Consider the following 26598-nt stretch of genomic DNA (forward strand, 5'->3'; position numbering starts at 1 on the left):
AAGGTCAAGTGGGAGACCATGGAGAGGTGATTACCATTGGTCAGCTCGCCCGGTACGCCGGCGTTTCGATCAAGACGATTCGGGTCTACCACGACAAGGGGCTGCTGTCTGAGCCCGGCCGTGACTCCTCCGGCTACCGGCGTTACACCGCCCAACACGCCGTCGACCTGATCAAGATCCGCACCTTGGCCGAGGCCGGAGCCCCCCTGGCCCGCATCCGAGAGCTTCGCGCGGCCTCCGACGAGGACTTCCAGAAAGCTCTCCGCCATGTGGACGCCGACCTCACCGCCCGGATCCGGGACTTACGAGAAACCCAACGTCGGCTGCGACGGCTCGCGGCCGGTCGCCTCCAGATGCTTCTCCCCGAAGTCGGCGACCACCTCGACCAGCTGCCCGAACTCGGGTTCAGCCCGCGATGGATCGCCCTTGAGACCGACCTGTGGATTCTGATCTTCGCCACTCACCCCGATACCGCCGTCGAGTTGTTCCGCGACCAGGCCCAGGCCCTCACCGATCCCGCGCTACGTCAGATCTACCTCGACTACGACCGTGCCCACGACCTCGACCCGCACGACCCCCGCGTTGACGACCTCGCCCAACGCATCGTCCGCGCGACCCGAGAACGATACGGACCCGGCGATCTTCCCGGGCAGAACACCGGCTCTGAGATCCCGGCGCTGATCCAGGGAGCGGTCAACGCCTCATCCCCGGCCTGGCAACGACTCGACGCCCTGATCCGAGACGAACTCCTCCGCACCTGACGTCACCGTTCACGGGCGCACCGTCACGCCGCCTCCGGCCGACGCCCAGATTCACAGAGTCCCCACTGAGCAACGATCGCACCCGACGGGAGGCGACCCGGTTTCCGGCACCCGTACCTCCCGTTCCGTGGCGGGTGAATCACGAGTCGCGGCGGGAGAAACCGAGACTTCCCGCCCCCAGCGCCACGACCACATAGAACGCCAGGACCGCCGTAGCCGCGGGAGGTGACAGCAGATACGCCGACTCGGCACCCACGACCTGGGGAGCGAGGTTGGGAATCAGCACCGAGGCCACCCACAGATGGAGGGACGCCGGCAAGAAATGCGCGAAACTCGGCACCACCAAGGTGAGCGCCACGATCACCGTCACCGTCGCGGTCGTCGACCGCAGGACCGCCCCGAGCCCCAGTGCCACGAGACCGGTGACAAGGGTGGTGATGGCCGTACCGGCCGCGGAAGGGATCGCATCCCACCAGTGAGCCCAGGGGTTGAGCGGCGCGGATCGGTCGCCCAGGATGAGTATGGCGACGATCTGTGACAGGCCCGCGAACAGCACGCCGCTGGCGAATGCGACGCAGGCGACCACCACGGTCTTGGCGGCCAGCAGCATCCGCCGCTGAGGGACCGCGACCAGGCTGGGACCGAGGGAGCCGGTCGAGAACTCGGTGGTGATGGCCAGAGCACCGAGACACCCGATGAAGCATGCCACGACCGGCATGACGAGGACGGCTGGATCGGCGCTCTCGAAAGACGCCTGCTCCGCCGGTGAAGCCTGATCGTAGGAGCCGACATGGATCATGAGGATGACCAGGCCGATCAGGGTGGAAACGGCTGCTCCGGCCCATACCGCCCACGTGGAGCGCATGGTCCGGAGCTTGAGCCATTCCGCCGCGACGACGTCCTTCACGGACGCGAGCCCGGACACGGCGATCTCGGGCGAGGCCTGCCCCGGCGGTACGGTCTGCAACGACATGAAGATCACTGGCTCCTTCTGCCGCCGGCGCGGTAATCGGCGGCCTCGTCGGTCATTTCGAGGTAGACGTCCTCGAGCGTGGCGCTGCGCGGCGTCAGCTCGTGGATCGGGATGCGATGCTCAGCGGCAAGATCACCGATCGTGGCGGTGTCGGCGCCCGTCACCGCAAGACTGCTCTGCGGCCCGAACGACACCGACGCGCCGGCGCCCTGCAGGATCCTGCCCAGCTCCACGTGCCCCGGGGACCGGACCAGGATGTCGCGGCGGAAGCGCCTGGCGAGGTCCTCCATCGAGGTCTCGGCGATCAACCTGCCCCGCCCGATGATGAGCACGTGGTCAACGGTCTGGGCCATCTCGCTCATCAAATGGCTGGACAGCAGCACCGTCCGGCCTTCCGAGGCGAGCGTGCGCATCAGGTCACGCGCCCAGCGGATGCCCTCGGCGTCCAGTCCGTTCACCGGCTCGTCCAGGAGAACGACGCCGGGATCACCCAGCAGCGCCGCCGCGATGCCCAGCCGCTGCCGCATACCGAGCGAGAAACCCCCGATGCGCTTGTGCGCCACGTCCTGCAGCCCCACCTGCTCCAGCAGCGTCATGATCCTGGAGGAGCCGATGCGGTGGCTGCGGGCCAGGCAGGCGAGCTGGTTGAACGCGGTGCGGCCCGGGTGCACCGCACCGGCGTCGAGCAGCGCGCCCACCTCGTACAGCGGCCGGCTGATCTCCGCGTATCGACGCCCGTTGACCAGGGCCACGCCGGACGTCGCGTCATGAAGGCCGACGATGACGCGCAAGGTCGTGGATTTCCCCGCGCCGTTGGGTCCCAGAAAGCCGGTCACCCGCCCGGGGTGAGCTTGGAAGGACAGCCGGTCCAATGCGAGCGTCGAGCCGTATCGCTTTGTCAACTCTCTTACTTCGATCACATGGAAAGGGTGACAAAACCACCCCTGCCGGCGCGTCTGCCCACGGTCGGAACTTCCGCGTCTGCCCACGGTCATACATAGACGGCTGTCTGTACGACCGCAGGATGATCACCGCCGGTCGACACCGAGGCGCCGGCCGGAACTGTCGGCCCTGTAGGCCATGACCGGTAACCCACGCCGCTTTTCGGGTGGGCCGATCGTCCTCGTCGGGTGCCGGATGCGTGGTCGGAAGGTGGTGGACGGTGGCCGAGGTGAGCTCGAGCGCTGGGATGCGACCCGCTCGTTCGAGGAGGAAACCTCAGCCGCGTACCGACGCGAGAGAGAGCAGGGCCGTGTCCACGGCGGAGACGAGCCGGCGTGGGTCGGAGTCGGCTTTCACGATCACCTGTAGTCCTTCGAGGAGCATGGTGAGCATGGCGGCGGCGGCGGGGAGGTCGAGTGCGGGGGAGATCTCTCCCTGCCGGGCGGCGACTCGCAGACCTTGCAGGAAGCCGTCCTCCACGACGGACAGAATGCCGCGCACGCTACGGGCGACCTCTTCGTCTGTCGACGGCGGCCTCATGGCCTGACCCGATCACCGGGATGACCTGTTGATGGTCGTCTCGGTGGTTCTCGGTTTTTCGTGGCCGATGATGTCATGCGCCCTCGTTGTGCCCTGTGAACGTGCGGGAGCGAGCCCTGACCGGGCGCCCCGAGGCTGTGCCTCGGGGCGCCGCGCTCCATGGGCCTGGGGAGCGCTGTCGGCAAAGCCCAAGGAAACGCCTGGGATCAGGCTCCTCCGTTGGCGTGGAGGTCGGCTCCGGCGATCCACTGCGCTCGTTCGGAGACGAGGAACGCAACGGCCTCGGCCACGTCCCGGGGGTCGCCTCCGCGCCCCAGAGGAATGGCGGAGTACGCGTGTTGCGCACTGCCTCCCATTGTTTCCATCACCGACTGCAGCAGCTCGGTCCCGCCGGGCGTCTCAACCATGCCGAGCGTGATGGTGTTGACCCGGACGCCGACCGGGGCAAGCTGGGCGGCCAGGCCCTTCGACCAACTGGCCAGTGCGGCCTTGGCCGCACCGTAATGGAGCATGGGCGCGGGCGGATTGGCCGCGACGCCCGACGAGATGTTGATGATGGAGGCTCGGCCGGCCTGCTGCAGCGCCGGTAGAGCAGCGTTTGTCACGCGCACCGCGGACAGGAAGTTGACGGCGAGGGAGTCCTCCCACTCCTCGTCGGGAATCCCGCCGAAGTGCGCACGAGCGGCCCCCGCGTTGTTCACCAGGATGTCCAGTCCGCCAAGTGTTTCAAGCGCGGCGTCGACCAGCCGGCGCGCGCTTTCGGCTGTCCGGATGTCCGCGCCGATGAACGTGGAGCCCTTGGGAGTCTCGTCGTTCCAGCTTCTGGCGCTGGTGACAACAGCGGCACCGCTGTTGATCAGGCGCTGTGCGACAGCGGCCCCGACTCCTCGCGAACCACCGGTGACGAGCGCTCGTCGCCCGGCGAACTCTCCGGGGACAGGGATGGTTGGAATGTACATGCACATGCCTTTCCGGACACGATCAAGAAGTTGTTGAAACATAAATTATCATACTCAGAGTCTGATGAAAATCTGCCACCGCACCCGGTGCAGCCCGGCAGGGCTGAACCCGGGCGGAGCCGAGCCTGGCCGAGGGTGGAACAATGGCGACCCGGAGCCGCCGCGGGTAGCCCTCCACGGAGGCTTCCCGCCGCAGGATGACCGGGAGAATGGAGCAACGTGCCGGAGAGGCTAGGGAGCAGGGCGCCGTACCGCTCGGGCATCAGGGTTCGACAAGCCGCGAACACGCGCAGCGCGGTCCTCGAAGCCGCGGCAGAGCTGTTCACCACACGCGGCTATGCCGCGACCTCGGTGGATGCCATCGCCGAGGCCGCGGGAGTCAGCCGCTCCACCGTCTTCACGGCAGCGGGTGGTAAGCCATGGCTCCTCAAAACTGCCTACGACCAGGCGATTGTGGGCGATGATCGCCCTGAGAGCCTTGCGGAACGACCCGAATCCCGTGCGATGCGGTCCCTCTCCGAGGGCACCGAGATCATCGCCGTCTACGCTGCCATCCTGGCCGGCGCGGTGGCACGCGTGTCGGCCCTGTACCACGTCGTGCGGATGGCGTCTGACGCGGATCCGGACGTCGCCACCCTCTGGCAGGACATCCAGCGGCAACGGAGAGCCGGAGCCGATCAGATCGTCGCCCTCTTGATCGCTGCGGATGCCCTGTCGAAACGTCTTGATGCCGACCACGCCGCAGACGTGATCACGGTCTACAACGACCCCGGCATCTACCACCACTTGGTGGGCACCCGGGGCTGGACCCACGAGGCTTTTCAGGACTGGCTGGCTCGAGCTCTCGTCCGGGAGCTCCTGGACTGAGCAGGCGGCTCCCACCTCTGTTGTCCGTCCCGTCTGCCATCGCACCCCTCCGTGAGGAGGCAGCAGGCCGGCGACGGAGGCGCGAGTCCGGCTTGGCGTGTTCCTGCGCCTGTGATGTACCCCGGCTTTCGTGGAGCCGCTCTGTCATCAGGTTTTCCTGTGACGGTGCCGTCTTTTTCCGATGTTCCGTTGAGCCGGGCACGGCATGGTTTTCAGTCCCGGGTCTTCGCCCATGTGCGTTCGGCCGCCACCACTCGCTCGATCTCGGGCCCCGTGGCGTCGCGCACCTCCACCACACCGCTCTCGCTGCGCAGTATCGTCACGATTCCGGTGATCAGCTGTCTGCGGCCGAGCACGTCGCGGGCCAGCACCTCACGTGAGGCCAGGAGCGTGTCATCCCAGGGCCTGTCCTCGACACCCCAGCACCATGCCCGGCGGGTCAACCCGGCTGAGTGACCGGTGGAGAGCTGGATGTCCTCGGCGCCAAGCCGGAAGGTCCGCATGCCGTTCGGATTGAGACGCTTGGCGATCCGCAGTCCGGAGCGCAGCTCGTTCAGATAGCGGTCGCGACTTTCCTTGGGCCGTTCCGCGAGATCAGACGGAGCAGAGGTGAGCACTTTCCAACGCAGATCACCGAGCAGCTCGTCGATTTTGCGTTGGTCCTCCTCTGCTTTCCGCTGATTTTCCCGCCACTCCGGCGACATGTCAGCCTCCCAGCCGACGCCCTCGGCCTCCGGCGAGTCGCCGCCCTGATCGGCCGGCAGGCGGCCAGGCCATATCAGGTTGGAGAGTTCCCTCCCCATGGCGGGCCGGCCCTGAAGCGTGGAAGGCGCGGGAGGCGCGGGCAACGGCCGGGAGGACGGCCAGTCTCCGAACCGCGAGCGCGCCTCAACGACGTCGGCGGGGATAAGCGTTGGGGCGAGCCCGGCAGGCCGGGCATGCCGTGCGGGATCAAAGACATCTTTGATCGGCCAGAATCTCAGCAGAAGCCCCTGATCGCCGGCGAGGATGCGCAGGCCGTACTCGAAAAAGGGCGGTCCGATCAGCATGCTCCGCCCCGACCCGCCGGACATCAAGCTGGACAGTCCGACCACGCCGGTGTCCGCCACGCATCGTGCCGTCGCCATCGCCTCCCAGGACCCGTCAGGCGCGGGCGGCTCCTCATCCCAGGCCTCGATCCGGCACCTGCCGTCCGAGAGCCACACATAGACCTGGTCTTCCATCTCGACGATCACGTCCGCCGGCTCCACGCTGTGCAACCGGCGCACGCCATGCAGCATGAACTGCCCGTAGCTGATGTGAACGCTGTCATCCAGCTCATCGAGCAAGCACGACATACCGGCCTCCTGATCATCGGAGTGCATGACTTTAGACGACCAGGCGATAGTGATCACGGGTCAGCGCATCGGCCTGCGATGACCCGGGCATCGAACGCCCCCGGTTGCTCCGTCCGACCGACATCGCTCAGGCCGAGATATCTCAGACCCTTGGTCCGAGGAAGCCGCACAGGCTGAACCGACGGTTTTACGGAGCCCCGTCCACGGAGTTGTCCCATAGGTCCTGACCTGCAGCAACTCGGCCTCGGCACCCATCCCGCCGCGCATGACGACGCGCTGCTCGCCCTCCGGCGAGGTCGGTTCGAGTTGCGATCCTCACCGGCCCCGAGGGCCGGGACGGAGGAGGCGGGGGCGTTCCGCTCTGCGCGAAGCCGGCAGAACTCGAACGCGCCCTCTATCTATGGTGAGGTATGGCCTCCTCTGTCCCGCCGCTGCGACCGGCGATCGACCGGACCGATCCCAAGCCGTCTCCGGCTCGCGAGCCACTGTGGCGGCACGTGCTCGGTGAGCGTCTCAGAGGTCTTCGTCACGAGCGGGGCGAGAAGCTGAGCGAGACGGCGCGTCGCGCCGGCGTCTCGCCGCAGTATCTCTCCGAGATGGAACGAGGCGTCAAGGAGCCATCGAGCGAAATGATCGCTGCGGTCGCCGGGGCACTGGATGTCACCCTGGTCGATCTGACCCTTGCCGTTGCCGAGAGCCTGCGGTCCGCTCAGAACAGCACGTCGAGAGGCGCTACCTGCTCGGCGGCGTATGCTCTGGCCGCGTAGCGTGGCCTGCCGGGATCATCCACGAGCCTATGAATGCTCCTCGATGATCTGATCGAGGAGCCCATACTCCAAGGCCGCGGTCGCGGTGAACACACGGTCGTGATCGGTGTCGGCGCGTAGGGTCTCGATGGTCTGGCCCGTGTGCCGTGACAGGATGCGCTCGATGTCCGCTCGGACACGTACGACCTCGTCGGCTTGCAAGATGAGATCGGGGATCGTTCCGCGCCCATGAGCGGCCGGTTGGTGCAGGATCACTCGTGCGTGCGGGAGGGCGGCACGTTTTCCTTCGGCGCCCGCGGCGAGAAGGACGGCACCCACCGCGATGGCCTGTCCGACGCAGGTTGTCTCAACCCGCGGGCGGATATAGCGCATGGTGTCGTATATCGCGAGCATTGCGCTCGGGTCCCCGCCTTCGCAGTTGATATAGAACTGTATTGCGGCGTCCGGGTTGTCCGACTCCAGAAAAAGAAACTGTGCGACGAGCGCGTTCGCGACGCCCGCATCAATTGCGGTTCCCAGATAGACGATTCGCTCGGTGAGCAGGTGTGAGTAGACATCCATGATCCGCTCGCCACGAGAATTCCGGGCGATGACGTTGGGAATCGTGTATGTGGTCACTGGCCGACTCCTTCGGTGACGCCGAACCCGGGCCGTGGGCGATTGTGTGGCGGCGCGATTTCGTCGAAGCTCTGGACGATCGCGTCTATGAAGCCGTAGTCCAGCGCCTCTTGCGCCGTGTACCAGCGATCATGCAGAGAATCCTCGAATATGCTCTCTACGGACTGACCCGTGTCCTCGGCGATAAGACCGAGCACCGTGTCGCGAGTATGCCGAAGGTCGCCGGCCTGCAGTTCGATGTCCACTGCGGTGCCGCCGATTCCGGCCGAGCCCTGGTGCATCAGGACACGTGCGTGCGGCAGTGCGCGGCGCTTCCCTCGGGCACCCGATGACAGCAAGAATTGCCCGGCGCTGTAAGCGATGCCCAGCACGAGGGTCGATACGTCACAGGGAATGAGTCGAATGATGTCACGGATCGCAAGCATCGATGGAACCGAGCCGCCCGGGGAGTGAATCCACAGTGCGATATCGGTCGACGCGTCCTGCGTGGCGAGTGCCATCAATTGCGTGGCGAGCAACGTCCCATTGTCGTCATCGAGAGGGCCGTCGAGAACAAGAACGCGCCGCTCGTAAAGCTGATTTCTTACCTGCGCGTTGAACAGTGGAATTTTCGATTCTTCACCCATGCGTCCATCATGTGGGGCGATCCGGATCGGCGTCGACACGATCCGCCTGGGGCAGATCTGCTCTGAGCAGCGAGAACTCGGTTTCCGGCCCTCTGCTCTTCTGTTGTCTCTGCCGCACCCTTCCTCCGTCTGGGGGCGTTCCCGCTCCCCTGCTGCGAACCCCGTCCCGCCTCGTCGTCAGCGTCCGGCGTGGAACTCCCCCTTCCTCTCCGTCGTATCGGCTCTCGACTCCCCCGGCCCGAGCCGGCACCTCCACCGCGTCAACCATGGCTACCCGACGTGAAAGTCGCTGAGATCGCCTCAGTTAGTGGCAGTGGATCTCTCAGAGGCGATCGGTAAAATGATCGCGTGACGGTCCAGGATTTCAGTGAATGGCAGTGGATCAACGAGCCCGCGAAGTGGGCTGCGGGTGAGGATCTCCGGATCACCGCCGAGGCGCGCACCGATCTGTGGCGAGTCACCCACTACGGATACATATACGACACCGCCCACATCTTCGGCAGAACGCTGCCGGGCGACCTGCGGGTGACCACGACCTTCCAGGCCGCCTACGTCGACCGGTACGACCAGGCGGGCGCCGTGCTCCGGATCGACGAGAAGAACTGGATCAAGGCGGGCGTCGAGTACGTCGACAGGAAGATCAACCTGAGCGCCGTGGTGACCAGGGACTTCTCCGACTGGTCGATGCTCACGGTGTCCGAGCCGGTGGAGTCGGTGACCTTGGAGCTGGAGCGCAAGGGTGACGCCGTGACCGTGAGATACGGGCTCAACGGCGCGGCGCCGGTCACCATGCTCCGCTTCGCCTATTTCCCTGCGGGGGTCCCGGCACTCGCGGGCGTCATGTGCGCGGCCCCCAGGGGCGAGGGTTTCGAGACCCGCTTCACCTCGGTGACGGTCTCCTGACACCACGGCAACCCCTACGCGCACGGGGCCGGCCCGGTTGGAGTCCGGACCGGCCCCGTGTGGTGGGGTGGGTGTGCGTTACGGCGCGGAGACGCCGTCGAGGATGCTCACCGCGTCGGTGCCCGGGGTGACGACGAGCTTGCGGGTGAGGGTGTAGGAGCCACCCGCCGGCACGTCGACGTTGAACCGGCTCATCACCCAGTTGCCCGCGGCGTAGACGTCGAAGGCGCCGGCCGGCGTGCCGTAGACGAGACCGAAGACCTGCGGGTCGGCCCCGGTCATGCCGATGTACGGCTTGGTCGGGACGTAGACCGCCGTCTCACCCGGCACCACGACGCCGGCACCCGGGATCACACTGGCCTGGCCGGCCGCGTCGTGGTCCATCGCGTCACCGGTCCACACGCTGAGTGGAGCCGAGCCGGAGTTGCTCAGCTCCGTCGAGACCGTGGCGAAGTCGTCCCCCCGCTTCAGCGTGTACGTCGTCGCCGCCGTCAGACCGGTGAAGCCCTTGACCGGCCCGGATACCCGGACGACGGCCTTGTCGCCGGTCGCCTGGACGATCTGGACGTCGGTCGCCACCACCGACCGGATGTCCCACGCGCTACCGCCGGTCGGCTGGGTCGCCGAGACGTAGGGCAGGTTGATCCAGTCGAACTGGTCGGCCATGCCGCGGACGGCGATGTCGACCGGCTTGCCGCGGGTGCCACCGGAGAGCTGCGAGTCGTTGTAGGCGTCGGCGATCGCCATCGAGAGCTTGTCGTTCTCGAGCATGACGTCGCCGTAGCCCGCCTCGACCAGACCCGAGCCGATCTGCTTGCCGTAACTCGCCTCGACCGTGACCGGGCTCAGCGTGACGTCGGCGACGCCGCTGCCCGCCGCCGGCACGGTGACCGTTCCGGTGGCCGTCTGGTAGCCCAGCTTGGACACCCGGACGTCGTACTGACCGGCCGGGGCCTTGACGAGGTACTTGCCCTGGGCGTCGGTGCTCGCGGTCGCGACCGCCGTGCCGGCCTGCTCGAGGGCGACCCGGGCACCGGAGACGGCGGCGCCGCCCGCGGTGATCGTGCCGGCCGCGCGAGCGGCGTCCGGGACGGCCGTGTCGTGCAGGTCGATCTCGTCGGTCCACTTCGCGATGTTGCCGGTGGGGTCGCCGCCGGCGGTCGCGTAGTCGGTCAGGTGGTAGAAGCTGAACTGCTTGGTGGCACCGGGCGCCATCGTGGCGTCGTAGTAGAGACCCTCGACGTAGCCGTACGCGCCGACCGCGGCCGGCGTGTCCAGTGCCCACGCGAGACCGTGGGCGGCCTGGCCGTTCGTGGTGGCCGCGTCAGCACCGACGTAGACGTAGTTCCCGGTCCAGCCCGAGGTCTTCAGACCCGGGTTGACGCCGCTGAACCCGGGGATCCGGCCGTTGTCGGCCGAGCTGTCGGGGTCGATCATGTAGTTGAAGTAGCCCTGGTAGCCCGTCGTGCCGGTGTTGGTCAGCTTGACCGTCATCTTCACGACCGGAGCGTCGGGCAGGGTCTCGTAGCGGACCTGCGCCTTGATGGCCGGGTTCGCCCGGTACTGACCGTTGCCGACCACGGCTGCGCCATCGACCGCGAGGTCGGGCAGGTCGAGCTGGTCGTTCGGCCGGTCCCACGAGTCGGGCGGCGTGAGGCTCGGACGCAGCAGCATCTCACCCCAGTCAAGGGTCTCGGCGCCGTTGGCGTCGTTGAGCATGATGTCCGACAGCGCGCCCTGGCCCAGACCACCGGCGAGGTTGTTGCCGGCGGTGTACGGCGTCACGGACGCCCGGATCTTGTCGTTGGCCAGGTAGTAGTACTCCTTGCCCGTGACGACGTCCGTGCGCGTGCTGCCGTTGCCGTAGTCCGGCGCGTACGTCGACTTGCCGGCGACCGGGTGGGCCACCTTGATCAGCTTCAGGTCGGCCGTCTCGTTGCCGGTGGTGCCGACCGTGACGCCGGCGGTTGAGCGGCCGTCGGCGATCAGGCCGCGCTTGGCCGCCGTGACGGTCCAGGTCGAGGCCGGCAGGCCGATCCGGTAGTGACCCTTGTCGTCGGTGCTGGTCACCACGGTGTCCTGACCGTCGGCGATGGCGGTGACCTTCGCGCCGGCGATCGGAGCGTCCGTCTCCGGGTCGCTGACCGTGCCGGTCACGGTCGCCCAGCGCGGTGCGGACTCGCCACCGGGCACGTAGGCGTAGAGGTTGCCGTCCCAGGCGCCCGCCACGACGGTGTTGCCGCTGACGGCCGGCCCGGCGCCCACCCAGGTGCCGATCTCGTGGCTCCACAGGATCTGGCCGGTGTCGGTGGCCAGGGAGTAGAACCTGCCGTTGTTGGCGCCGACGAAGAGCGTGTCGCCGGCCACTACCGGGCTGGACATGACGCCACCGTGGTAGATGTCGCCGGGCAGCGCCCGCTCCCAGATGACGTTGCCGGTCTCGGCGTCGAGGGCGACGACGGCGCCGCTCGGGAAGCCCATGTAGACGACGCCCTGCTTGACGGCCGCGGCGCTCGGGGTCGAGCCGCTTGAGACGAGCGAGGAGCGCGGGCTGGTGTACGTCCACAGCGTCGCGCCGGTCTTGGCGTCACGCGCGACCATTCCGTTGTTGGCGCCGATGAAGACCTTGCCCTCGGCCGCGGTCGGCACGCCGTCCTGCCAGCTGCCGAGCGACTCGGTTCCGGTCCACTTGCGGATGCCGGTGGCCAGGTCGTAGGCGAGCACGCGGTCGGCGGTCTCGTTGCCGACGTACACGGTGCCGTCCATGACGGCGGGCGTGCCGTCGCTCATGGTCGCGCCGGACATCGGGGAGGCCCAGATCTGCTTCCCGGTGCGGGTGTCGAGCGCCTTGAGGACGCCCTGGCTGCCGATGCCGAAGCGGGTCTGGTACGGCCAGAGCACCGTGTGGCCGGAGACGGCCGGCGAGTAGTAGCCGTAGGCGCGCTGGTTGTTCGGGGCCGGCGCCTGCTCGGGCACGGCCTTCCAGCGCAGCTTGCCGGTCTCCGCGTCGACGGCGTAGAGCTCCGAGCCGAGGGTCGGCGCGAAGATCAGGCCGTCACCGTAGGCGAGGCTGCCGTGGATCGACTGCGGCACCTGGACGTTCCACAGCTCCCTGCCGTTCTTGAGCCGGACGGCGTGGATCCGGCTGTTGCCGTCGCCGTTCTCGTCGCGGGTGCCCGCGTAGACGACGCCGTCGTGGATGACCGGCGACCCGGTGAGGAAGGTGCCCTCGGTGCGGAAGCTCCAGGCGAGGCGGCGGCCCGCCTCCTGCGCCGGCGCGACACCGGAGTGGGCCTCGTCGCCGTGGTGCTGGTCCCAGTCACCACCGGCGACCGGCTTGAGCTCCGGCTCGCCGGTGAGGGTGAAGTCCGCCGACTTGGTCCAGGTCTTGCCCGCCGCGTCGACCACCTGCACGTCGATCCTGTGCGCACCGGGCGTCTGCTGGCTGTTGGGCAGGTTGCCCCGCCAGGTGAACTCACCGCTGCGGTACAGCGGCCTCCAGTTCTTGTCGCCGGCGATCTGGAAGCGTGCCGAGACGACCTCGTCGCCGGTGTCGTAGGCGTTGATCTGGACGTCCGGCATCCCCGCGGCCGGCACCTTCGAGCCCGGCGCGGGGTTGACGATGGTTAGGTGCTCGTTCTCGCCGTACATCCGGAACGGGTTGTCGAAGTCCGGGCCCGCCATGTGGATGTAGCGGAAACCGCGGGGCGCGTTGTCGATCGTGTACGAGCTCGACACGGTCTGGATGTGCTTGGCGGTCGAGGCGAACGCCGAGTTGTTCTCGACGTGGTTGGAGTGCTCGTGGCCGACCAGGATCAGCTGCGCCTTGTACTTCTCGAGCACGTCACCGAAGGCGTCGTACTCCGACGGCGAGCCGAACGGGACGTTCATCGGCTGGTGGGTGAGGACGACGAGCTCGATGTCGTTGCTCGGGTCGTCGTCGAGCGGAACGCTCGCGGCGAGGTCGTCCTTGAGCCAGTTGATCTCTTCGTCGAACGGCGCCGAGCCGTTGTTCTCGAGCACCACGAAGTGCCGGTTGCCGTAGTTGAACGAGTACCACTCCGGACCGACGTTCTTGCGATAGTTGTCGATCCTGTCCGCGTACGCCGACCCGCTCGCGTACTCGTGGTTGCCGACGGCCGGCCACACACCGACGGCCGACTGCTGGGCGCCGCGACGATACGTGTCGAACTGCCCCTGGCTGGCGTCGTTGGTGAGGTCGCCGCTGACCGCGATGAAGCGCAGGTCGGTGCCGGTGGAGTTGATCTCGCGGATCTGGTCGGGCAGCTGTGCGTTGACGTGCGGGTCGGCGATGTTGGCCCAGGAGAAGGTGTCGCCGTCGGAAAGGTCGTCACGGACGAGCGCGAAGTCCGCGGTCGGCGTGGCGTCGTCGTCGAGCTGGCCCAGGTTGGCCCAGAACCTCGGCTCCTTGTACTGGTCCAGGCCGAACCGGTAGCCCCGCGGCTGGCCGGCCCACACGATGTCCGTCTTGCGACGGTCAGTGGAGATCATCAGGGAGTAGGAGCCGTCGGCGGCGGTCGTGGTGGCGACCTTGCTGTCGGAGACGCGTACGCCGGCCAGGCCGACCTCGCCGGGGTTGCGCTGGCCGTCGCCGTTGGCGTCGACGTACACGACGCCGCTGACGGTGGCCTCCGGCGGGTCGATGACGGTCGCCGCGTACGACGCGAGCGGGCCCGCCACGACACTGGCGGCGAGCCCCAGCGTGGTGGTGTACAGGACGACGCGCAGGCGCGCGCGTGTCCAGAATAACGCGGACATCGGGATCCTTCGGGATGAGGGAGGGAGGTGTCAGGTCAGGAGCGGGGAACGTTCCACGAACCAGACCAGACCGGCACCGGCGACGGCGACGGTCGCCGCGACGGTGCCGAGCGTAAGAACGCGAGCGGCGACCGGTGTGGTCGCGGCCCTGCGCAGGAACAGCAGCGCCGGGAAGGTGAGCGCGATGATCGTCAACTGGACGAGTTCGATGCCGACGTTGAAGGAGACCAGGTCGACCAGCGTCGAGGCCGACAGCGGCCCGTCGACGCTGAGCGTGCCCGCGAAGCCGAGCCCGTGCAGCAGCCCGAAGCCGAAGACCACGGGCAGCCGGTGGCTCGTCCTCGGCGAGAGCAGGTTGTCGAGCGCGACGAACGCGATCGACAGCGCGATGAGCGGCTCGACGATCCACCCGGGCACGCTGACCAAACCGATCGCGGCCAGCACCAGGGTCACCGAGTGTGCGACCGTGAAGGCCGTGGCGACCTCGACGACGTCGCGCAGCCGCTTCGCGCCCAGCAGCAGCGCCAGCAGGAACAGCACGTGGTCGATCCCGAAGAGCAGGTGCTCCGCCCCGAGCCGGACGAACCGCGGGATCTCGCTGAGCAGGTCGGTGCGCCCCACCGTGACGCTGGTGCGGGCGGTGTCGAGCAACGTCGAACCGCGGTGGCCATCGATGTCGTAGGCCACCATCGTGGTGGTTTTGTCGACGACGCCGTCGGAGGCGCGGAAGATGTCGCTGCGGACGGTGAGCGCGCCGGACGCCGGGCAGTCGTAGGCGAGCGCGACCTGTACCGCGCCGGAGTCGGCGAGTTCGACGCGGGCGTCGTCCTCAGCGGCGCACCCGATCAAACCACGGCTCAGCCGCAGGCGCCCGCCGACGTACGCCGCCACGTCGCTCGCGTGCGCGTCCAGCGAACGGCGCCGCACCTCGGTCGGCACCTCGACGGCCGCGCCGTCCACGCCGACCGCGTCCGGGCTCAGGGCCCCGTCGAGACTCAGCAGCCGGGCAAGGATGTCGTACTCCATGTCGACGACAGCGGAGACGCCGTCGCCCTGGCTACGCAGGTCGACCGCGACCGAGGTCGCGCGGACGTGTGCCTGCGCCGGAGCGGCGAAGAAGAGCACGGCGACAAGGGCGGCGAGGAAGGCCAGTAGACGCACAGGAAAGCACTTCCGTCGTGGGGGGAATCGCGGTCGTTGCCCAACCCTGCAGTGCTCGTTCCACGCCCGGCAACTCGAGACGGCCCAATTCACCGACTCTTCCGCTACCGGTCATCCCCCGGCCGGAGCCGGGTTTCCGAGCGCCGAAAACCGGGTTTTTGAGCCCGGCATGCACGAGCCCGTCGTCGCCGGCCTCGTGCTGAAGGATGCGGGAGGCGACGGCATTCGCCGGGCGGTGTGCCGGCGGGGACCGGGGCGTTTTTCCAACGACTCTGGCGACAGCCGAAGGTAACCGTCCCGTTTACCTTCGGCTCACCCAGGAGAGCAGCGAGCCGGCCTCGTCTGCCTTGATCCATCCTGGGCGCTGATCCACCCACCGTGACCGGCTACCGGTCCACGCCCACCGTCACTGAGGTCATCTCATCCACCGTGGAGTACTCGGACTTCGACATTCCAGTGGACTTCACTCCGCATCACCGGCCGGAGATCGTGCCCCGACCCGCATGAAACCGAAGGTCTCTCAAAGTCCTTAGAAGCTGGCGCCCCTGCTCCCAAAGCACCCTGGGAGCCAATCCGACCAGCCTCGGAGACGGGCTCGCCCTGGTGGAGTCGTCCGCTGCCGTCCACCGCTGTTCATAGGCGTTCATGGTTGTCGTCGCGCAGTTGGTCACTCAGTCGCTCGCGACATACGACCCGGCGCGTGTCCCTGAGCCGATGACCTTTCTCAATCATTGGATGCCAACGATCACAGACGGGCTTGAGCTGGAGGAGCCGGTCTGCTGGGCTCTGCCTGGGACATGGCGGACGGGAAGATCAGGTTCCGCCCCAGCCACTACTCCCCGACATGGAGCGGGACTCGACTCGCCGAGGCTTCACGACCTGCGCCATGCCCGTGCCTCGTCCCCGCTCGCCTCCGGTGCCTCGCCTCGGGCCGCGACGAAGACGCCGGGGCACAGCCGGATCGGACTGATCATGAGCACGTACACGTATATGCCCCTGGACATCAAAGGGGACCTACTAAGGCATGAATGAGTCAATATATTGAATTATTCGTGTTTGTGACGGTATACATGGATTCATGACCGCATCCCAGCCCCCGACCACCGCCGAGGAGCTGCGAGGTGCCGGCCTACGGGTGACGGCGGCCCGTGTCGCACTGCTCGAGACCGTCCGAAACGGTGACCACCTCGGTGTCGAGGCGCTCACCTCGGGAGTACGTGACCGTATCGGCCAGGTCTCCCTCCAAGCCGTGTACGAAGGCCTCCACGCGCTCACCGCTGCGGGGCTCGTCCGCCGTATAGAACCGCCGAACAGTCCGGCCCTGTTCGAGGGGCGGACCGGCGACAATCACCACCACATCGTGTGCCGATCGTGCGGTGTCGTCGCCGACGTCGACTGTGCGATCGGTGAGGCACCCTGCCTGACCGCTTCCAACGATCACGGCTTCACGATCGACGAGGCCGAGATCATTTACTGGGGCGTGTGCCTCAACTGTTCCACCGCCAGCTGATCCGGAAGGATTTCCATGACCGAGAACCACGACGCGATCGTCACCGACACGAAGAACGGAGGCGAAGCAGGCGGCTGTCCGATCGCGCACGACTCCGTGACCGCGCATGGCAGCGAGAGCGAGAACCCGGCCATCGACTCGCCGACTCCGAAGACCGGCGGTCGTCCGCACACGAATCGGGACTGGTGGCCCAACCAGCTCGACCTCTCGATATTGCGCGCGCACTCCTCCAAGGGCAACCCGCTGGCAGAGGACTTCAGCTACGCCAAGGAGCTCGAGCAGGTCGACGTCGAGGCCCTCAAGCAGGACATCATCGAGGTGCTCACCACCTCGCAGGACTGGTGGCCGGCCGACTTCGGCCACTACGGCGGCCTGATGATCCGGATGAGCTGGCACGCTGCGGGCACCTACCGCATTCACGACGGTCGCGGCGGGGCCGGCGACGGCTCTCAGCGTTTCGCCCCGCTCAACAGCTGGCCCGACAACGCCAACCTCGACAAGGCTCGCCGGTTGCTGTGGCCGGTCAAGCAGAAGTACGGCCAGCAGATCTCGTGGGCCGACCTGCTCGTACTCGCCGGCAACGTCGCCCTGGAGTCCATGGGGTTCAAGACCTTCGGCTTCGGTTTCGGCCGCGAGGACATCTGGGAGCCAGAGGAGATCTTCTGGGGTCCGGAGGACGCCTGGCTCGGCGACGCGCGCTACGTCACCGAAAATGAGATGTCACCGGACGTCGGCTCGACCGAGATGGGTCTCATCTACGTCAACCCGGAGGGTCCCCGCGGCAACGCGGACCCGGCCGCGGCGGCGTATTTCATCCGCGAGACCTTCGGACGGATGGCGATGAACGACGAGGAGACCGTCGCTCTCATCGCCGGCGGCCACACGTTCGGCAAGACCCACGGCGCCGGGATCGCGGACGACCACGTGGGGCCGGAGCCCGAGGGCGCGCCGCTGGAGTCGCAGGGGCTGGGCTGGCTGAGCACGTACGGCACCGGCCAGGGCGGAGACACGATCACCAGCGGTCTCGAGGTGACGTGGACCGACGTGCCGACACAGTGGAGCAACCGTTTCTTCGAGATCCTCTTCGGCTACGAGTGGGAGCTCACCACGAGTCCCGGTGGCGCGAAGCAGTGGGTCGCGAAGGACGCCGAGGCGATCATCCCCGACGCCTATGACCCGTCGAGGAAGCACAAGCCGACGATGCTCACGACCGACCTGTCGCTGCGCGTCGACCCGGCGTACGAGAGGATCTCCCGCCGCTTCCTGGAGAAGCCCGACGAGTTCGCGTTGGCCTTCGCCAAGGCCTGGTACAAGCTGCTGCACCGCGACATGGGTCCGGTCAGCCGCTTCCGCGGACCGTGGGTCGCCGAACCCCAGCTGTGGCAGGACCCGGTGCCGGCCGTCGAGCACGAACTGGTGGGTGACGACGACGTCGCCTCCCTGAAGGCCAAGGTCCTGGAGTCCGGCCTCACGACCGCCCAGCTGGTCTCCACCGCCTGGGCCTCCGCCGCGAGTTTCCGGTCCACCGACAAGCGTGGCGGCGCCAACGGCGCCAGGCTCCGTCTGGAGCCGCAGCGGAGCTGGGAGGTCAACCAGCCCGAGCAGCTCGCGACGGTCCTGGACACCCTCGAGGGCATCCAGCGTGAGTTCAACGAGGCCGGCGGCGCGAAGATCTCGCTTGCCGACCTGATCGTGCTGGCCGGCTCGGCCGCCGTCGAGAAGGCGGCACGCGAGGCCGGCGTGACGGTGACGGTACCGTTCCGCCCGGGCCGCACCGACGCCACTCCGGAGCAGACCGACGTCGAGTCCTTCCGGGTCCTCGAGCCCCGCGCCGACGGGTTCCGCACCTACCTGTCCTCCGGGGTGAAGACCCCACCGGAGGTGCTGCTCGTCGAGCGTGCCTACATGCTCAGCCTGACCCCGCCCCAGATGACCGTCCTCATCGGCGGCCTGCGCTCTCTCGGAGCCAACGTCGGCGGTACCCGGCATGGCGTCCTCACCGACCGGCCCGGCGTGCTCACCAATGACTTCTTCACCAACCTGCTCTCCCCGGGCACCCGGTGGAAGGCATCGGAGTCCGAGGAGCACGTGTACGAAATCCGCGACGTGAACACCGATGAGGTGAAGTGGACCGCCACCGCGGTCGACCTCGTCTTCGGCTCCAACTCCCAGCTCCGAGCCCTCGCGGAGGTCTACGCCAGCCGGGACGCCTCCGACAGGTTCGTGGCCGACTTCGTCGCAGCCTGGACCAAGGTCATGGAACTCGACCGGTTCGATCTCGCCTGATCCATTTCCACCCGACGAGCCCGGTCGAGCCACCACGATCGACCGGGCTCGTCCGCTATGAGACCCGGCAGGACCACCATCGCCGACCTTGGCGCAACCTCGTCCGGCCCGACCTCATCCGGCCGCGATTTCAGCCTGAGCCGCGCCGGAACCGGCCTTGGCGGCGCTCGGCGAACACAAGCGGGTTCAGGCGGGCCGTCTTCCCCGGGTACCGCAGGACGGACCGATCCCTGAGACGCTTCCCGGCAGAGGCGGCCAGGTGAGCCGTGCTTCGCCGGGAGCGCCGAGGACGGGTCGTGCGCGGTCACTCTGGGATGCAGCGGCTCCCGTTCAGTTTGAAGGTCAGGGGCGAGGGGTTGTCGCCCGAGTGCGTGCCGTTGAAGCCGATCGCCATGGACTGGCCGGGCTTGACGGTCTTGTTCCAGGCCAGGTTGGTCGCGACGACGGTCATGCCCGACTGGACCCAGGTGGCGGACCAGCCCGAGGTGAGGTGCTGAGCGGTGAGGGGGAAGCCGAACTCCAGCCGCCACCCGTCGATCGGGGTCTTGCCGGTGTTCTTTATGGTGACATCCGCGGTGAAGCCGGTCCGCCAGTTCCTCGCCGTGTAGGTGACCGCGCAGGCCACGGGCGCCGGCGTCACTGTCGGGGTCGCCGTCGGGGTCGGCGAGGAGCGCAGGTAGGTAGCGGCGTTGGACGGGTCGCTCAGGTCGCCGGCCTCGCCGACCCCCACCACCTGGAAGGTGTAGGAGGCCTCGTCACCGACTCTCGCCATGGTGCGCGGAAGCCGGCTGTATCCCGCGTAGCTCCATTCGGAGGAGGAGCGGCGAAACACGTCGATGAGGGCTTGGCCCGTGCCACCTGCGATCGCCCACTGCATCCCCACATACCCCGGAGCGGGCCCGGCATAGACGCGCAGGTCGTAAGGCCTCGCCGGGGCCGCCGGCCACGGGGACGGGCCCGGGACCGGCGGCTCGGTCATGGCCGTGTTCCGAACCAGGAGGCTGGGCACGCTCTTGTTGCCGGCGGCGTCCACGGCGCGGACGTAGAACAGAAAGTCGCGGTCGGGCGTGAGGTCGGGCACCTCGGCGGTGACCTCGGTTGCCGAGGAGGATGTGATGCGCGCGGGGACGCGACTGAAGGAATCGACCGTCGGATTGCTGTACGACCAGGCGTATACCTCATATCCGGCGACCGCGACGTCATCGGCCGACGGTGTCCAGGACAGGCCCGCTACGCCGTTCAAATAGATGGTCCGGGGCGTGAGCCCGCCAGGTGTGCTGGGCGGTGCGGTGTCGGCGACGGCCACACCGATCCGGGCCGTGCCGGAGACGGCGTCCGAGGCGGGCGGCGATCCGGCGCCGAGCAGTGCCGCCGCAGCGGCAGCCGCGCAGCATCCGAGCAGAAGGCCGCGCAACGCGGCCCCACGGGGGCGGGACAAGGGCATCGTCTGCCTCTCTTGTCGGACGGCCAGGACTGGGCGGGCCTGACCGCGACATGCCGGTCAGAGGCAGGTGCTGCTGTCGGACACACACGACGACGATGACGTCAGCCGGCCACCGGCCACCGGGGCACCAAAGCGGTCCCCCGCGAGCATGCACGGGCCTGGCGGCTGGTCGTCGCGTTGACTCCCCCGAGCGGGACGGCGGAGTGTCGCCGCCCATCACGATGCTGCGTCCGCTTGGCGGCGCGGTCCAGCACTGGTTGGGCCGCATTCCCATCAGGACAGGTCAGAGCCATCGCGGCATCGCCGGGAGGATGAAAGTTTCCATCGAGAGCGCAGATCGCCGCCCGATCTCTCGAAGGCGTGCCGCGCCCGCTCGCGGCACCGCGAGGCCGCGTGCGGCTCGAACCAGACCGAGTCCAGATCATGACCGGAAGTAAGACGGCCATCATGGACACGATCACCCAGTACGGCGACCGCGAGGCGTGTCGAGCACCATGGCAGGGCTGGCGCCGTCGACTACCTGAGCGTGTTGCATCGTCCTCTGTCTCCCGTTCCGCCATAGAACGACCTCACGATCACTCCTCGAACACCTTTCAAGCCTGCGACGAACCCATCGACGCGCATACGACGCAAGCCCGCTTCAGCTCCCCTCTTCCGATCTACGCTCGGTGGCATGCACGAGGAACTCCTGGCCGCGCTGGAACCGGTATGCCGCGACCTGCGCACGAGCTGCGCCGTGCCTCCCGACATCCGCGAGGCCCCCGACGACCCCGGCTGTTGGGAAAGGCAGGCGTTCGTCATGTTCTACACTCCCGACGGCAACGGACAGGGCGTCTCCGTAGTACTCGGACAGGATCCGACCGAGCAGATAGCCTGGCTCGCAGATCAGGTGCAGGAGTGGGCGGTGGAGGCATTATGGACCGCGGGCCTGTCCGCGGTGTGGCCGCACTGCCCGTCGCATCCCGATTCGCACCCCCTGGTCGCCAGGGTTGAACGCAACGAGGCAGCCTGGTTCTGTCCGAACACCGGTGAATTGGTTGCTTCCATCGGGCAATTGCCCGCTATCGCGCCTCCCCCAAAAAGATCCTCGCGCAGGAGAAAGAGACCTTCGCGCAGGAGTCCGTAGCACAGCCGGCAAGTGCGGCTGGAACCACAACCACCGCATCGCTCTCGTTGGTGGTTTTCGTTCTGGAGCATGGTCCGCTGTGAGCGGCACAGACCACTTCGATGCGAAGCAGCCCCTCACCCAAAGTGTCGTGATCATCGCCGAACCCGGAAGCCGACCATTCCCACCTGAAAGAGATCTTGTCCAGATCGGGTATCCCGTGCACGGGTGACGCACTGTCCGGAAAACGCGAGGCGTATCAACCTCAGCCGAGATGATCCGGTCGACGCCGTTATCCGACGGACACTATTGTGGCGTGCCATGGAGTGCTTTGCCGCTTGCCGTACCCGTCGCTGAGGGCCGGCTCACCGCCGACACCAGGCCGTGAGCGGGCCAACTGATGCCCTTTTCCGTTCAGGTATCAAGCTCTCAGCCCGAAAGGCGCACTTCCATGCTCATCCGCCCGTTTGTTCAGCACGACCTGGCGCGGCTCACCGAATTGACCATCGAGACGTTCCGGCCGTTCTACGAGGACTACTTCCGCCCCCTGGTGGGTGAGGTCGTCTTCGCCAACCAGCACGGCAACTGGCGCGACGACTATCGCGAGCAGGTCGCCGATCTCCACGCCCCGAGCCGGCACAAGTACGTCGCGGTCGCCGAGACCGAGGACGCCATCGTCGGCTACGTGGCCTGGACCCTCGACCCGGCTCGCAGGAACGGAACCGTCACACACCTCGCCACCTCGGCCGAGCACCGCCGACACCACACGGGCACCGCGCTGTGCGAGCACGCCTTCGGTGAGATGCGTGCCCTCGGAGCCGAGGTGGTCGAGATCGGCACCGGGGGCGACCCCTTCCACGCACCCGCCAGAGCTCTCTACGAGAAGCTCGGATGCATCCAGCTTCCGGTCGCCGTCTACTACCGAAGGCTCTGACCGAAACCCCTCCGGGACGGCGCCCTCACAGCCCGTCCCGGAGAGGGCAAGCACCTATCCGACTTTGCTTTTGAAACAGGCCCTGGATCCGCCCGGCGCACCTACATGCGCGGAGGTGTTAGAACGCAGCCGCGCTGAGCGGACACGTCGAGGTGACGATCAGCGTCGGCCCACACTCCGTCAAGGCCGCTTAATGTGAGCTGGGCTCATCTGGGACAGTTCCCTCTGCGGCGTACAGGATCGCTCACCGTGCCGCCCCGGATACACGGCTAAGACCAATGGCATGGTGATAGTACGAAGCCCCATCCAGAAAGCTTGGATGGGGCTGTTTTGGCTGGTGGGCACTACTGGGTTCGAACCAGTGACATCTCGCTTGCAAGGCGATCCGAGCACGTGCCTGACCAGGGCCGACATAAGCCCTGATCTGGAGCTGAAGTCACGCAAGCGGCCAGAGTAGCCACCTCGCCGATGACTCCGCCACGTCATTCCGTCCGTGATTGCGATCCTCCACTTCCTGGCATCGGGATGGGTGGGTCACAGAAGGCAATCCCCGCTGCCTGCAGATCTGGGCTTAATCCTGTTTTGACAGACATTTGAGATCAAATATTGACTCCCGGGAGAGAGCCACATGATGGAGAGCGCGAGGAGGAGGAATCCAGGTAAAGGTCTCGCATTGTCAAGCGGGTGACGGCCTTCCTCGTGAAGGTGACGTCACGAAGACGGAGAAACCGCAGGCCTCCTTCCTATCTCGTGCTTGCCTATCTCGTGCTTGGCGCGGCTGATACTTGGGTAGTTCATGGATTTATGGGGGATTCATCCCGCTGTGGACATGAAGCCGCCGGTGAGCCCGATTTCCGCCGATCGTCGTGGCCCGGTTGGCGTGGCCGCGCCCGGGAGTGGGAGCTTGTCGCCGGACTGCTGCAGGCGACCAAGGTCGGCCGGGGTGGGGTCTTATTGGTTGAGGGCCGATCGGGCGTCGGAAAGAGCCGCCTGCTCGGCATAACCGCCACCGCGTCAGCAAAAGCCGGACTGGCAGTCGCCCAGGGCACCGCGGACGAACTGACCCGACTGATACCGCTGGCCCCGCTGACATCGGCGCTCGGACAATCGGGCCGCGCGCTTCCCGCCGACGATCGCCTGACCGTCTGCGGTCCGGCCGATCAGCGGTTGCTGCTGGTGGAGCGACTGCAGGGACCGCTGGAGCAGCGAGTGGCTCAAGGACCGCTGCTCCTCACCTTGGACGACCTTCACTGGGCCGACCCGATAACCCTGCTGGCGCTGAGGTCGATGACCAGAGAACTCGCCTCCTACCCGCTCGTCTGGATGCTGTCTCGCACCAGCGGCAGCGGCAATGACCCCCGCCTCAACTGTCTGTTCGACGTGCTGAAACGTGACGGCGCAAGCCGGATCACGTTGGAGGCGCTGGACGAGCGAGCAGTGACCGACGTCATCACCGACGTCCTCGGGGCGGCGCCCGACCCGGACGTGCTGGCCCTGGCCGACATCGCGGACGGCAACCCCTTCCTGCTCGTCGATCTCCTGGAGAAGCTCAACGGCGAGGGCGTCTTCCAGATCGCCGATGGCCACGCGCGGATGGTCTCGGCACGGCTGCCACACGCTCAGGCGATCACCCAGGAACGCCTGGAGGAGCTGTCCGCACCGACCAGGCACATGCTGCAGGGCGCCGGAATCCTGGGCCGTTCATTCTCGGTGAGAGATCTGACCGAAATATTCGGCGAATCGACCAGCGGCCTGTTGCCGATGCTGGAGGAGGCGATGACGGCCGGCATCATCGAACCCGCCGGGGACGAGCTCACCTTCCGGCACGACCTGCTGTGGCAGGCGGTGATCGGAACCATCCCCACCCCCATACGCCGGGCCCTGCACCACAACGCAGCAGAGATGCTGCTCAAACGGGGCGGGTCGGCCGTTCCCGCCGCCACACACCTCATTCACAGCGCCGGCCGCGGTGATACGTCCGCACTCCTCGGACTGGACCAAGCCGCGCGGGAAGTGCTGCGATCCTCACCTCAGACCGCCGCCGACCTCGCCCTGCGGGCGCTCGAACTCAGCGACTCCACCGACCCCGACTGGTTCGGTCGCGCCACCACAGCGGTCGACGCCCTGACGGTCATCGGGCGGCTGTCCGAGGCGGCCGATCTCGCCCGCACCGCACTGGGCAGGGCCCCGGCCCGCCATGCCCCTCGCCTGCGATGCGCGCTGGCCCACATCCTGCTGCTGAGCGGCCGACCGGCGGATGCGGTGTCCGAGGCCGAGAGCCTGCTCGCCCAGAAAGACCTTCCCGAGGACCTTCGCGGCATCGCCGAATGGACGATGTTCTGGGGGCTTACCTGGCTGAACGACTTCCGGACAGGACGGCAACAGGCGGAAGCCGTTCTGGCCGATCGCGAGCAGCACACCGATGCCGCCGTGGTCGGAGCTCTCCTGCTGCTCGCCCGGTTCGCCATGGTCGACGGGCGAATCGCCGACTCGTTCGCGCATCTTTGCGAAGCCCTGCACATCACCGACACCGGCACCGTCGAAGCCATCCAGCGCCCGTACACGCGCCTGATACTGAGCCTCCACTACAGAGCCGTGCGTCAGTTCGATGAGGCCGACATCGCCATCCAGGCCGCCGAGGAGGAGATCAAAGACCTTGGGCTGACCGTGCTCGCCGCGCAACCCGCACTGTTCCGCTCCGTTCTGAATCTGGGCGCCGGTCGACTCGACGACGCCGCCGCCGAGGCCCAAGCCGGGAAAACGATCGCCGAGGAGCTGGGCACACACGGCTTCATCCGCGTCGGGCTGTCCATACTCGCTGTCCTTGCCCTGCGGCGGGGCGACATCGACGCCGCGGTCGGACACATCGAACGCTTCCAGTCCATACTCGCCGCGCCCGAGATGTTGTTCGGTTCGGTGTGGGAAAGGTGGGTGATGGCGGCGGTGGCCGAGGCCCAAGGTGATCCCGGACGGGCGATCGACATACTCCACACCATCTACACCGACAACGAGGAGCGGCGCTGGACACTCCTCACGACGCCTCTCACGGCCGCCTGGATGACCCGGTTGGCGCTGGCCGCGGCGAACCGTCCGTATGCGCAGGCCATGGTTGACACGGCCGAATACCTGGCCCGGAACAACCCGGACTTCCCCGTCTTCGCCACCACGTTCGCCCATGCCCGCGGCATTTTCCATCAGGATCCCGACGCGTTGGCCGCCGCCGCCGATCAGCCCGAACCGTGGGCACGCGCCTTGGTCGCCGAAGATCTCGGCGTCTTGTGGGCCGGTGCTTCCGGCGCCGATGCCTCGGCGAAGGCCGTCGACAGCCTGGACCAGGCGCTCGAGGGCTACGAGCGCATCGGTGCGCTCTGGGACGTGGCCCGGGTGCGAGCCCGGCTGCGGGCCCTGGGTGTACGGCGCCGTCACTGGGCGCAATCCCAGCGGCCGGCTTTCGGGTGGGACAGTCTTACCGACACGGAACGCGCGGTGGCCGGCCTGATCGCCCGGGGGATGACCAACCGCCAGGCCGCCGAGCGGATGTTCCTCTCCCCCCACACGGTGTCCACCCACCTTCGCCGGATGTTCGGCAAACTCGACATCGCATCCCGTGCCGAACTGGCCCGCATCGTCGCCGAAGAATGCCCCGAGCTCCCCAAAGGCGCTTGAGCCCGAGAGTCGGTTGGCGTTTCCCTTGATTACCAACAGCCCAATTCGGCAAGTTCATGGCCTCCTGGTCCCGAAGCAATCGCGGTACCGGTTCAATGTGGCTTGGGACCACGCTCTTCCTGCTGGGATAGTCCGCTGTCGTCCGTCAGTGTCCGCAGGCGTTCGGGGTCGTTGTCACCCGGTTGGTCACTCAGGTGTAGCAACCGTCGGTCAATCAGGCAGCAGCCTGAACGCCGATATGTGGCGAGGCCGAACGACTGACCACGCGTTCCCGCAGGTCAGGGTGCGCCCCCCGAAAGTTCGGGAACATTCTCGGTGGCTACCGGCGACAACCACTGTTGTTGACCGCGCCGCGGGGAAGGCCGGAAACCGAGTCGGATCCTCGGAAGGCGGCTCGGAACTCCGGAATCTCCCTGTGAG

The 26598-nt window shown here is 67.3% G+C and carries 20 protein-coding genes; 9 read left to right on the forward strand and 11 right to left on the reverse strand.

Translation table 11 applies throughout. The features are described from left to right. Nucleotides 1-26 precede the first annotated feature (26 nt). Nucleotides 27-761, forward strand: a complete 735-nt coding sequence (locus tag DKM19_RS34200) for a MerR family transcriptional regulator (protein WP_110701481.1) — start codon at nt 27-29, stop codon at nt 759-761. 139 nt (nt 762-900) lie between these two features. Here DKM19_RS34200 and DKM19_RS34205 read toward each other — a convergent pair whose 3' ends face one another. From DKM19_RS34205 to DKM19_RS34220, 4 genes are all read right to left on the reverse strand, one after another. Then, nucleotides 901-1734, reverse strand: coding sequence for an ABC transporter permease (locus DKM19_RS34205; RefSeq protein WP_110706191.1), 834 nt, complete (start codon nt 1732-1734; stop codon nt 901-903). 5 nt (nt 1735-1739) lie between these two features. Further along, the gene (locus DKM19_RS34210) at nt 1740-2636 is read right to left on the reverse strand and encodes an ABC transporter ATP-binding protein (protein WP_369986590.1); all 897 of its coding nucleotides are present in this window, start codon (nt 2634-2636) and stop codon (nt 1740-1742) included. A gap of 316 nt (nt 2637-2952) precedes the next feature. Then, complete coding sequence (locus tag DKM19_RS34215) at nt 2953-3177, reverse strand: hypothetical protein (RefSeq protein WP_110701485.1); 225 nt, start codon at nt 3175-3177, stop codon at nt 2953-2955. A gap of 245 nt (nt 3178-3422) precedes the next feature. Further along, nucleotides 3423-4175: an oxidoreductase gene (locus DKM19_RS34220; RefSeq protein ID WP_110701488.1), complete on the reverse strand. Its 753-nt coding sequence runs from the start codon at nt 4173-4175 to the stop codon at nt 3423-3425. A gap of 219 nt (nt 4176-4394) precedes the next feature. Between DKM19_RS34220 and DKM19_RS34225 the strand changes: the two genes are divergently transcribed. After that, the gene (locus DKM19_RS34225; protein WP_110701490.1) at nt 4395-5042 is read left to right on the forward strand and encodes a TetR/AcrR family transcriptional regulator; all 648 of its coding nucleotides are present in this window, start codon (nt 4395-4397) and stop codon (nt 5040-5042) included. Nucleotides 5043-5254: 212 nt separating this feature from the next. Here the strand turns inward: DKM19_RS34225 and DKM19_RS34230 are convergent, their stop codons facing one another. Beyond that, nucleotides 5255-6379, reverse strand: coding sequence for a hypothetical protein (locus tag DKM19_RS34230; protein WP_110701492.1), 1125 nt, complete (start codon nt 6377-6379; stop codon nt 5255-5257). Nucleotides 6380-6789: 410 nt separating this feature from the next. Here DKM19_RS34230 and DKM19_RS34235 point away from each other — a divergent pair, with 410 nt between their 5' ends. Next, complete coding sequence (locus DKM19_RS34235; RefSeq protein ID WP_110701494.1) at nt 6790-7146, forward strand: helix-turn-helix domain-containing protein; 357 nt, start codon at nt 6790-6792, stop codon at nt 7144-7146. Nucleotides 7147-7173: 27 nt separating this feature from the next. Here the strand turns inward: DKM19_RS34235 and DKM19_RS34240 are convergent, their stop codons facing one another. Then, entirely contained in the window at nt 7174-7764 is a 591-nt protein-coding gene (locus DKM19_RS34240) for a ClpP family protease (RefSeq protein WP_110701496.1), read from the reverse strand. After that, a complete protein-coding gene (locus DKM19_RS34245) occupies nt 7761-8390 on the reverse strand; it encodes a ClpP family protease (RefSeq protein ID WP_110701498.1) in 630 nt (209 codons plus the stop codon). Before DKM19_RS34245 ends, DKM19_RS34240 begins: the two co-directional genes overlap by 4 nt. 348 nt (nt 8391-8738) lie before the next feature. Between DKM19_RS34245 and DKM19_RS34250 the strand changes: the two genes are divergently transcribed. Further along, nucleotides 8739-9293, forward strand: coding sequence for a DUF1349 domain-containing protein (locus DKM19_RS34250; protein WP_110701500.1), 555 nt, complete (start codon nt 8739-8741; stop codon nt 9291-9293). 78 nt (nt 9294-9371) lie between these two features. On the opposite strand, the gene DKM19_RS34255 is transcribed toward DKM19_RS34250, so the two are convergent. The 3 genes from DKM19_RS34255 to DKM19_RS52625 all read right to left on the reverse strand — a co-directional run bounded on the left by DKM19_RS34255 (nt 9372) and on the right by DKM19_RS52625 (nt 16237). Beyond that, nucleotides 9372-14072 carry a PQQ-binding-like beta-propeller repeat protein gene (locus DKM19_RS34255; protein ID WP_110701502.1) on the reverse strand — a complete coding sequence of 1567 codons (4701 nt, stop codon included), beginning with the start codon at nt 14070-14072 and terminating at the stop codon, nt 9372-9374. A gap of 30 nt (nt 14073-14102) precedes the next feature. After that, the gene (locus DKM19_RS34260; RefSeq protein WP_110701504.1) at nt 14103-15233 is read right to left on the reverse strand and encodes a HupE/UreJ family protein; all 1131 of its coding nucleotides are present in this window, start codon (nt 15231-15233) and stop codon (nt 14103-14105) included. Between the two features lie 872 nt (nt 15234-16105). After that, nucleotides 16106-16237, reverse strand: a complete 132-nt coding sequence (locus DKM19_RS52625) for a hypothetical protein (protein ID WP_255415454.1) — start codon at nt 16235-16237, stop codon at nt 16106-16108. 74 nt (nt 16238-16311) lie between these two features. On the opposite strand from DKM19_RS52625, the gene DKM19_RS34265 reads away from it, so the two are divergent. Beyond that, nucleotides 16312-16743 carry a Fur family transcriptional regulator gene (locus DKM19_RS34265; protein WP_110701506.1) on the forward strand — a complete coding sequence of 144 codons (432 nt, stop codon included), beginning with the start codon at nt 16312-16314 and terminating at the stop codon, nt 16741-16743. Between the two features lie 15 nt (nt 16744-16758). Beyond that, complete coding sequence (gene katG, locus DKM19_RS34270) at nt 16759-19029, forward strand: catalase/peroxidase HPI (RefSeq protein WP_110701508.1); 2271 nt, start codon at nt 16759-16761, stop codon at nt 19027-19029. A gap of 304 nt (nt 19030-19333) precedes the next feature. Here katG and DKM19_RS34275 read toward each other — a convergent pair whose 3' ends face one another. Further along, nucleotides 19334-20473 (reverse strand): cellulose binding domain-containing protein, encoded by a 1140-nt coding sequence (locus tag DKM19_RS34275; protein ID WP_110701510.1) that lies wholly within the window; start codon nt 20471-20473, stop codon nt 19334-19336. Between the two features lie 673 nt (nt 20474-21146). Here DKM19_RS34275 and DKM19_RS34280 point away from each other — a divergent pair. The 3 genes from DKM19_RS34280 (at nt 21147) to DKM19_RS34295 (ending at nt 26178) form a co-directional block, all read left to right on the forward strand. Next, nucleotides 21147-21599 (forward strand): hypothetical protein, encoded by a 453-nt coding sequence (locus DKM19_RS34280; RefSeq protein ID WP_110701512.1) that lies wholly within the window; start codon nt 21147-21149, stop codon nt 21597-21599. A gap of 430 nt (nt 21600-22029) precedes the next feature. Next, nucleotides 22030-22512: a GNAT family N-acetyltransferase gene (locus tag DKM19_RS34285; RefSeq protein WP_110701514.1), complete on the forward strand. Its 483-nt coding sequence runs from the start codon at nt 22030-22032 to the stop codon at nt 22510-22512. Between the two features lie 804 nt (nt 22513-23316). After that, the gene (locus DKM19_RS34295; RefSeq protein ID WP_110701516.1) at nt 23317-26178 is read left to right on the forward strand and encodes a LuxR family transcriptional regulator; all 2862 of its coding nucleotides are present in this window, start codon (nt 23317-23319) and stop codon (nt 26176-26178) included. The last annotated feature ends 420 nt before the right edge of the window (nt 26179-26598 follow it).

The organism is Streptosporangium sp. 'caverna' (assembly GCF_003203775.1).
GTDB classification, from domain to species: domain Bacteria; phylum Actinomycetota; class Actinomycetes; order Streptosporangiales; family Streptosporangiaceae; genus Streptosporangium; species Streptosporangium subroseum.

Bases quoted from the DNA above. Each gene is read 5' to 3' on its own strand.
- DKM19_RS34205 (WP_110706191.1), bottom strand. From the start codon at position 1,734: ATGTCGTTGCAGACCGTACCGCCGGGGCAGGCCTCGCCCGAGATCGCC.
- DKM19_RS34220 (WP_110701488.1), bottom strand. From the start codon at position 4,175: ATGTACATTCCAACCATCCCTGTCCCCGGAGAGTTCGCCGGGCGACGA.
- DKM19_RS34230 (WP_110701492.1), bottom strand. From the start codon at position 6,379: ATGTCGTGCTTGCTCGATGAGCTGGATGACAGCGTTCACATCAGCTAC.
- DKM19_RS34235 (WP_110701494.1), top strand. From the start codon at position 6,790: ATGGCCTCCTCTGTCCCGCCGCTGCGACCGGCGATCGACCGGACCGAT.
- DKM19_RS34245 (WP_110701498.1), bottom strand. From the start codon at position 8,390: ATGGGTGAAGAATCGAAAATTCCACTGTTCAACGCGCAGGTAAGAAAT.
- DKM19_RS34255 (WP_110701502.1), bottom strand. From the start codon at position 14,072: ATGTCCGCGTTATTCTGGACACGCGCGCGCCTGCGCGTCGTCCTGTAC.
- DKM19_RS52625 (WP_255415454.1), bottom strand. From the start codon at position 16,237: ATGTCCAGGGGCATATACGTGTACGTGCTCATGATCAGTCCGATCCGG.
- DKM19_RS34265 (WP_110701506.1), top strand. From the start codon at position 16,312: ATGACCGCATCCCAGCCCCCGACCACCGCCGAGGAGCTGCGAGGTGCC.
- katG (WP_110701508.1), top strand. From the start codon at position 16,759: ATGACCGAGAACCACGACGCGATCGTCACCGACACGAAGAACGGAGGC.
- DKM19_RS34275 (WP_110701510.1), bottom strand. From the start codon at position 20,473: ATGCCCTTGTCCCGCCCCCGTGGGGCCGCGTTGCGCGGCCTTCTGCTC.
- DKM19_RS34280 (WP_110701512.1), top strand. From the start codon at position 21,147: ATGCACGAGGAACTCCTGGCCGCGCTGGAACCGGTATGCCGCGACCTG.
- DKM19_RS34285 (WP_110701514.1), top strand. From the start codon at position 22,030: ATGCTCATCCGCCCGTTTGTTCAGCACGACCTGGCGCGGCTCACCGAA.
- DKM19_RS34295 (WP_110701516.1), top strand. From the start codon at position 23,317: ATGGGGGATTCATCCCGCTGTGGACATGAAGCCGCCGGTGAGCCCGAT.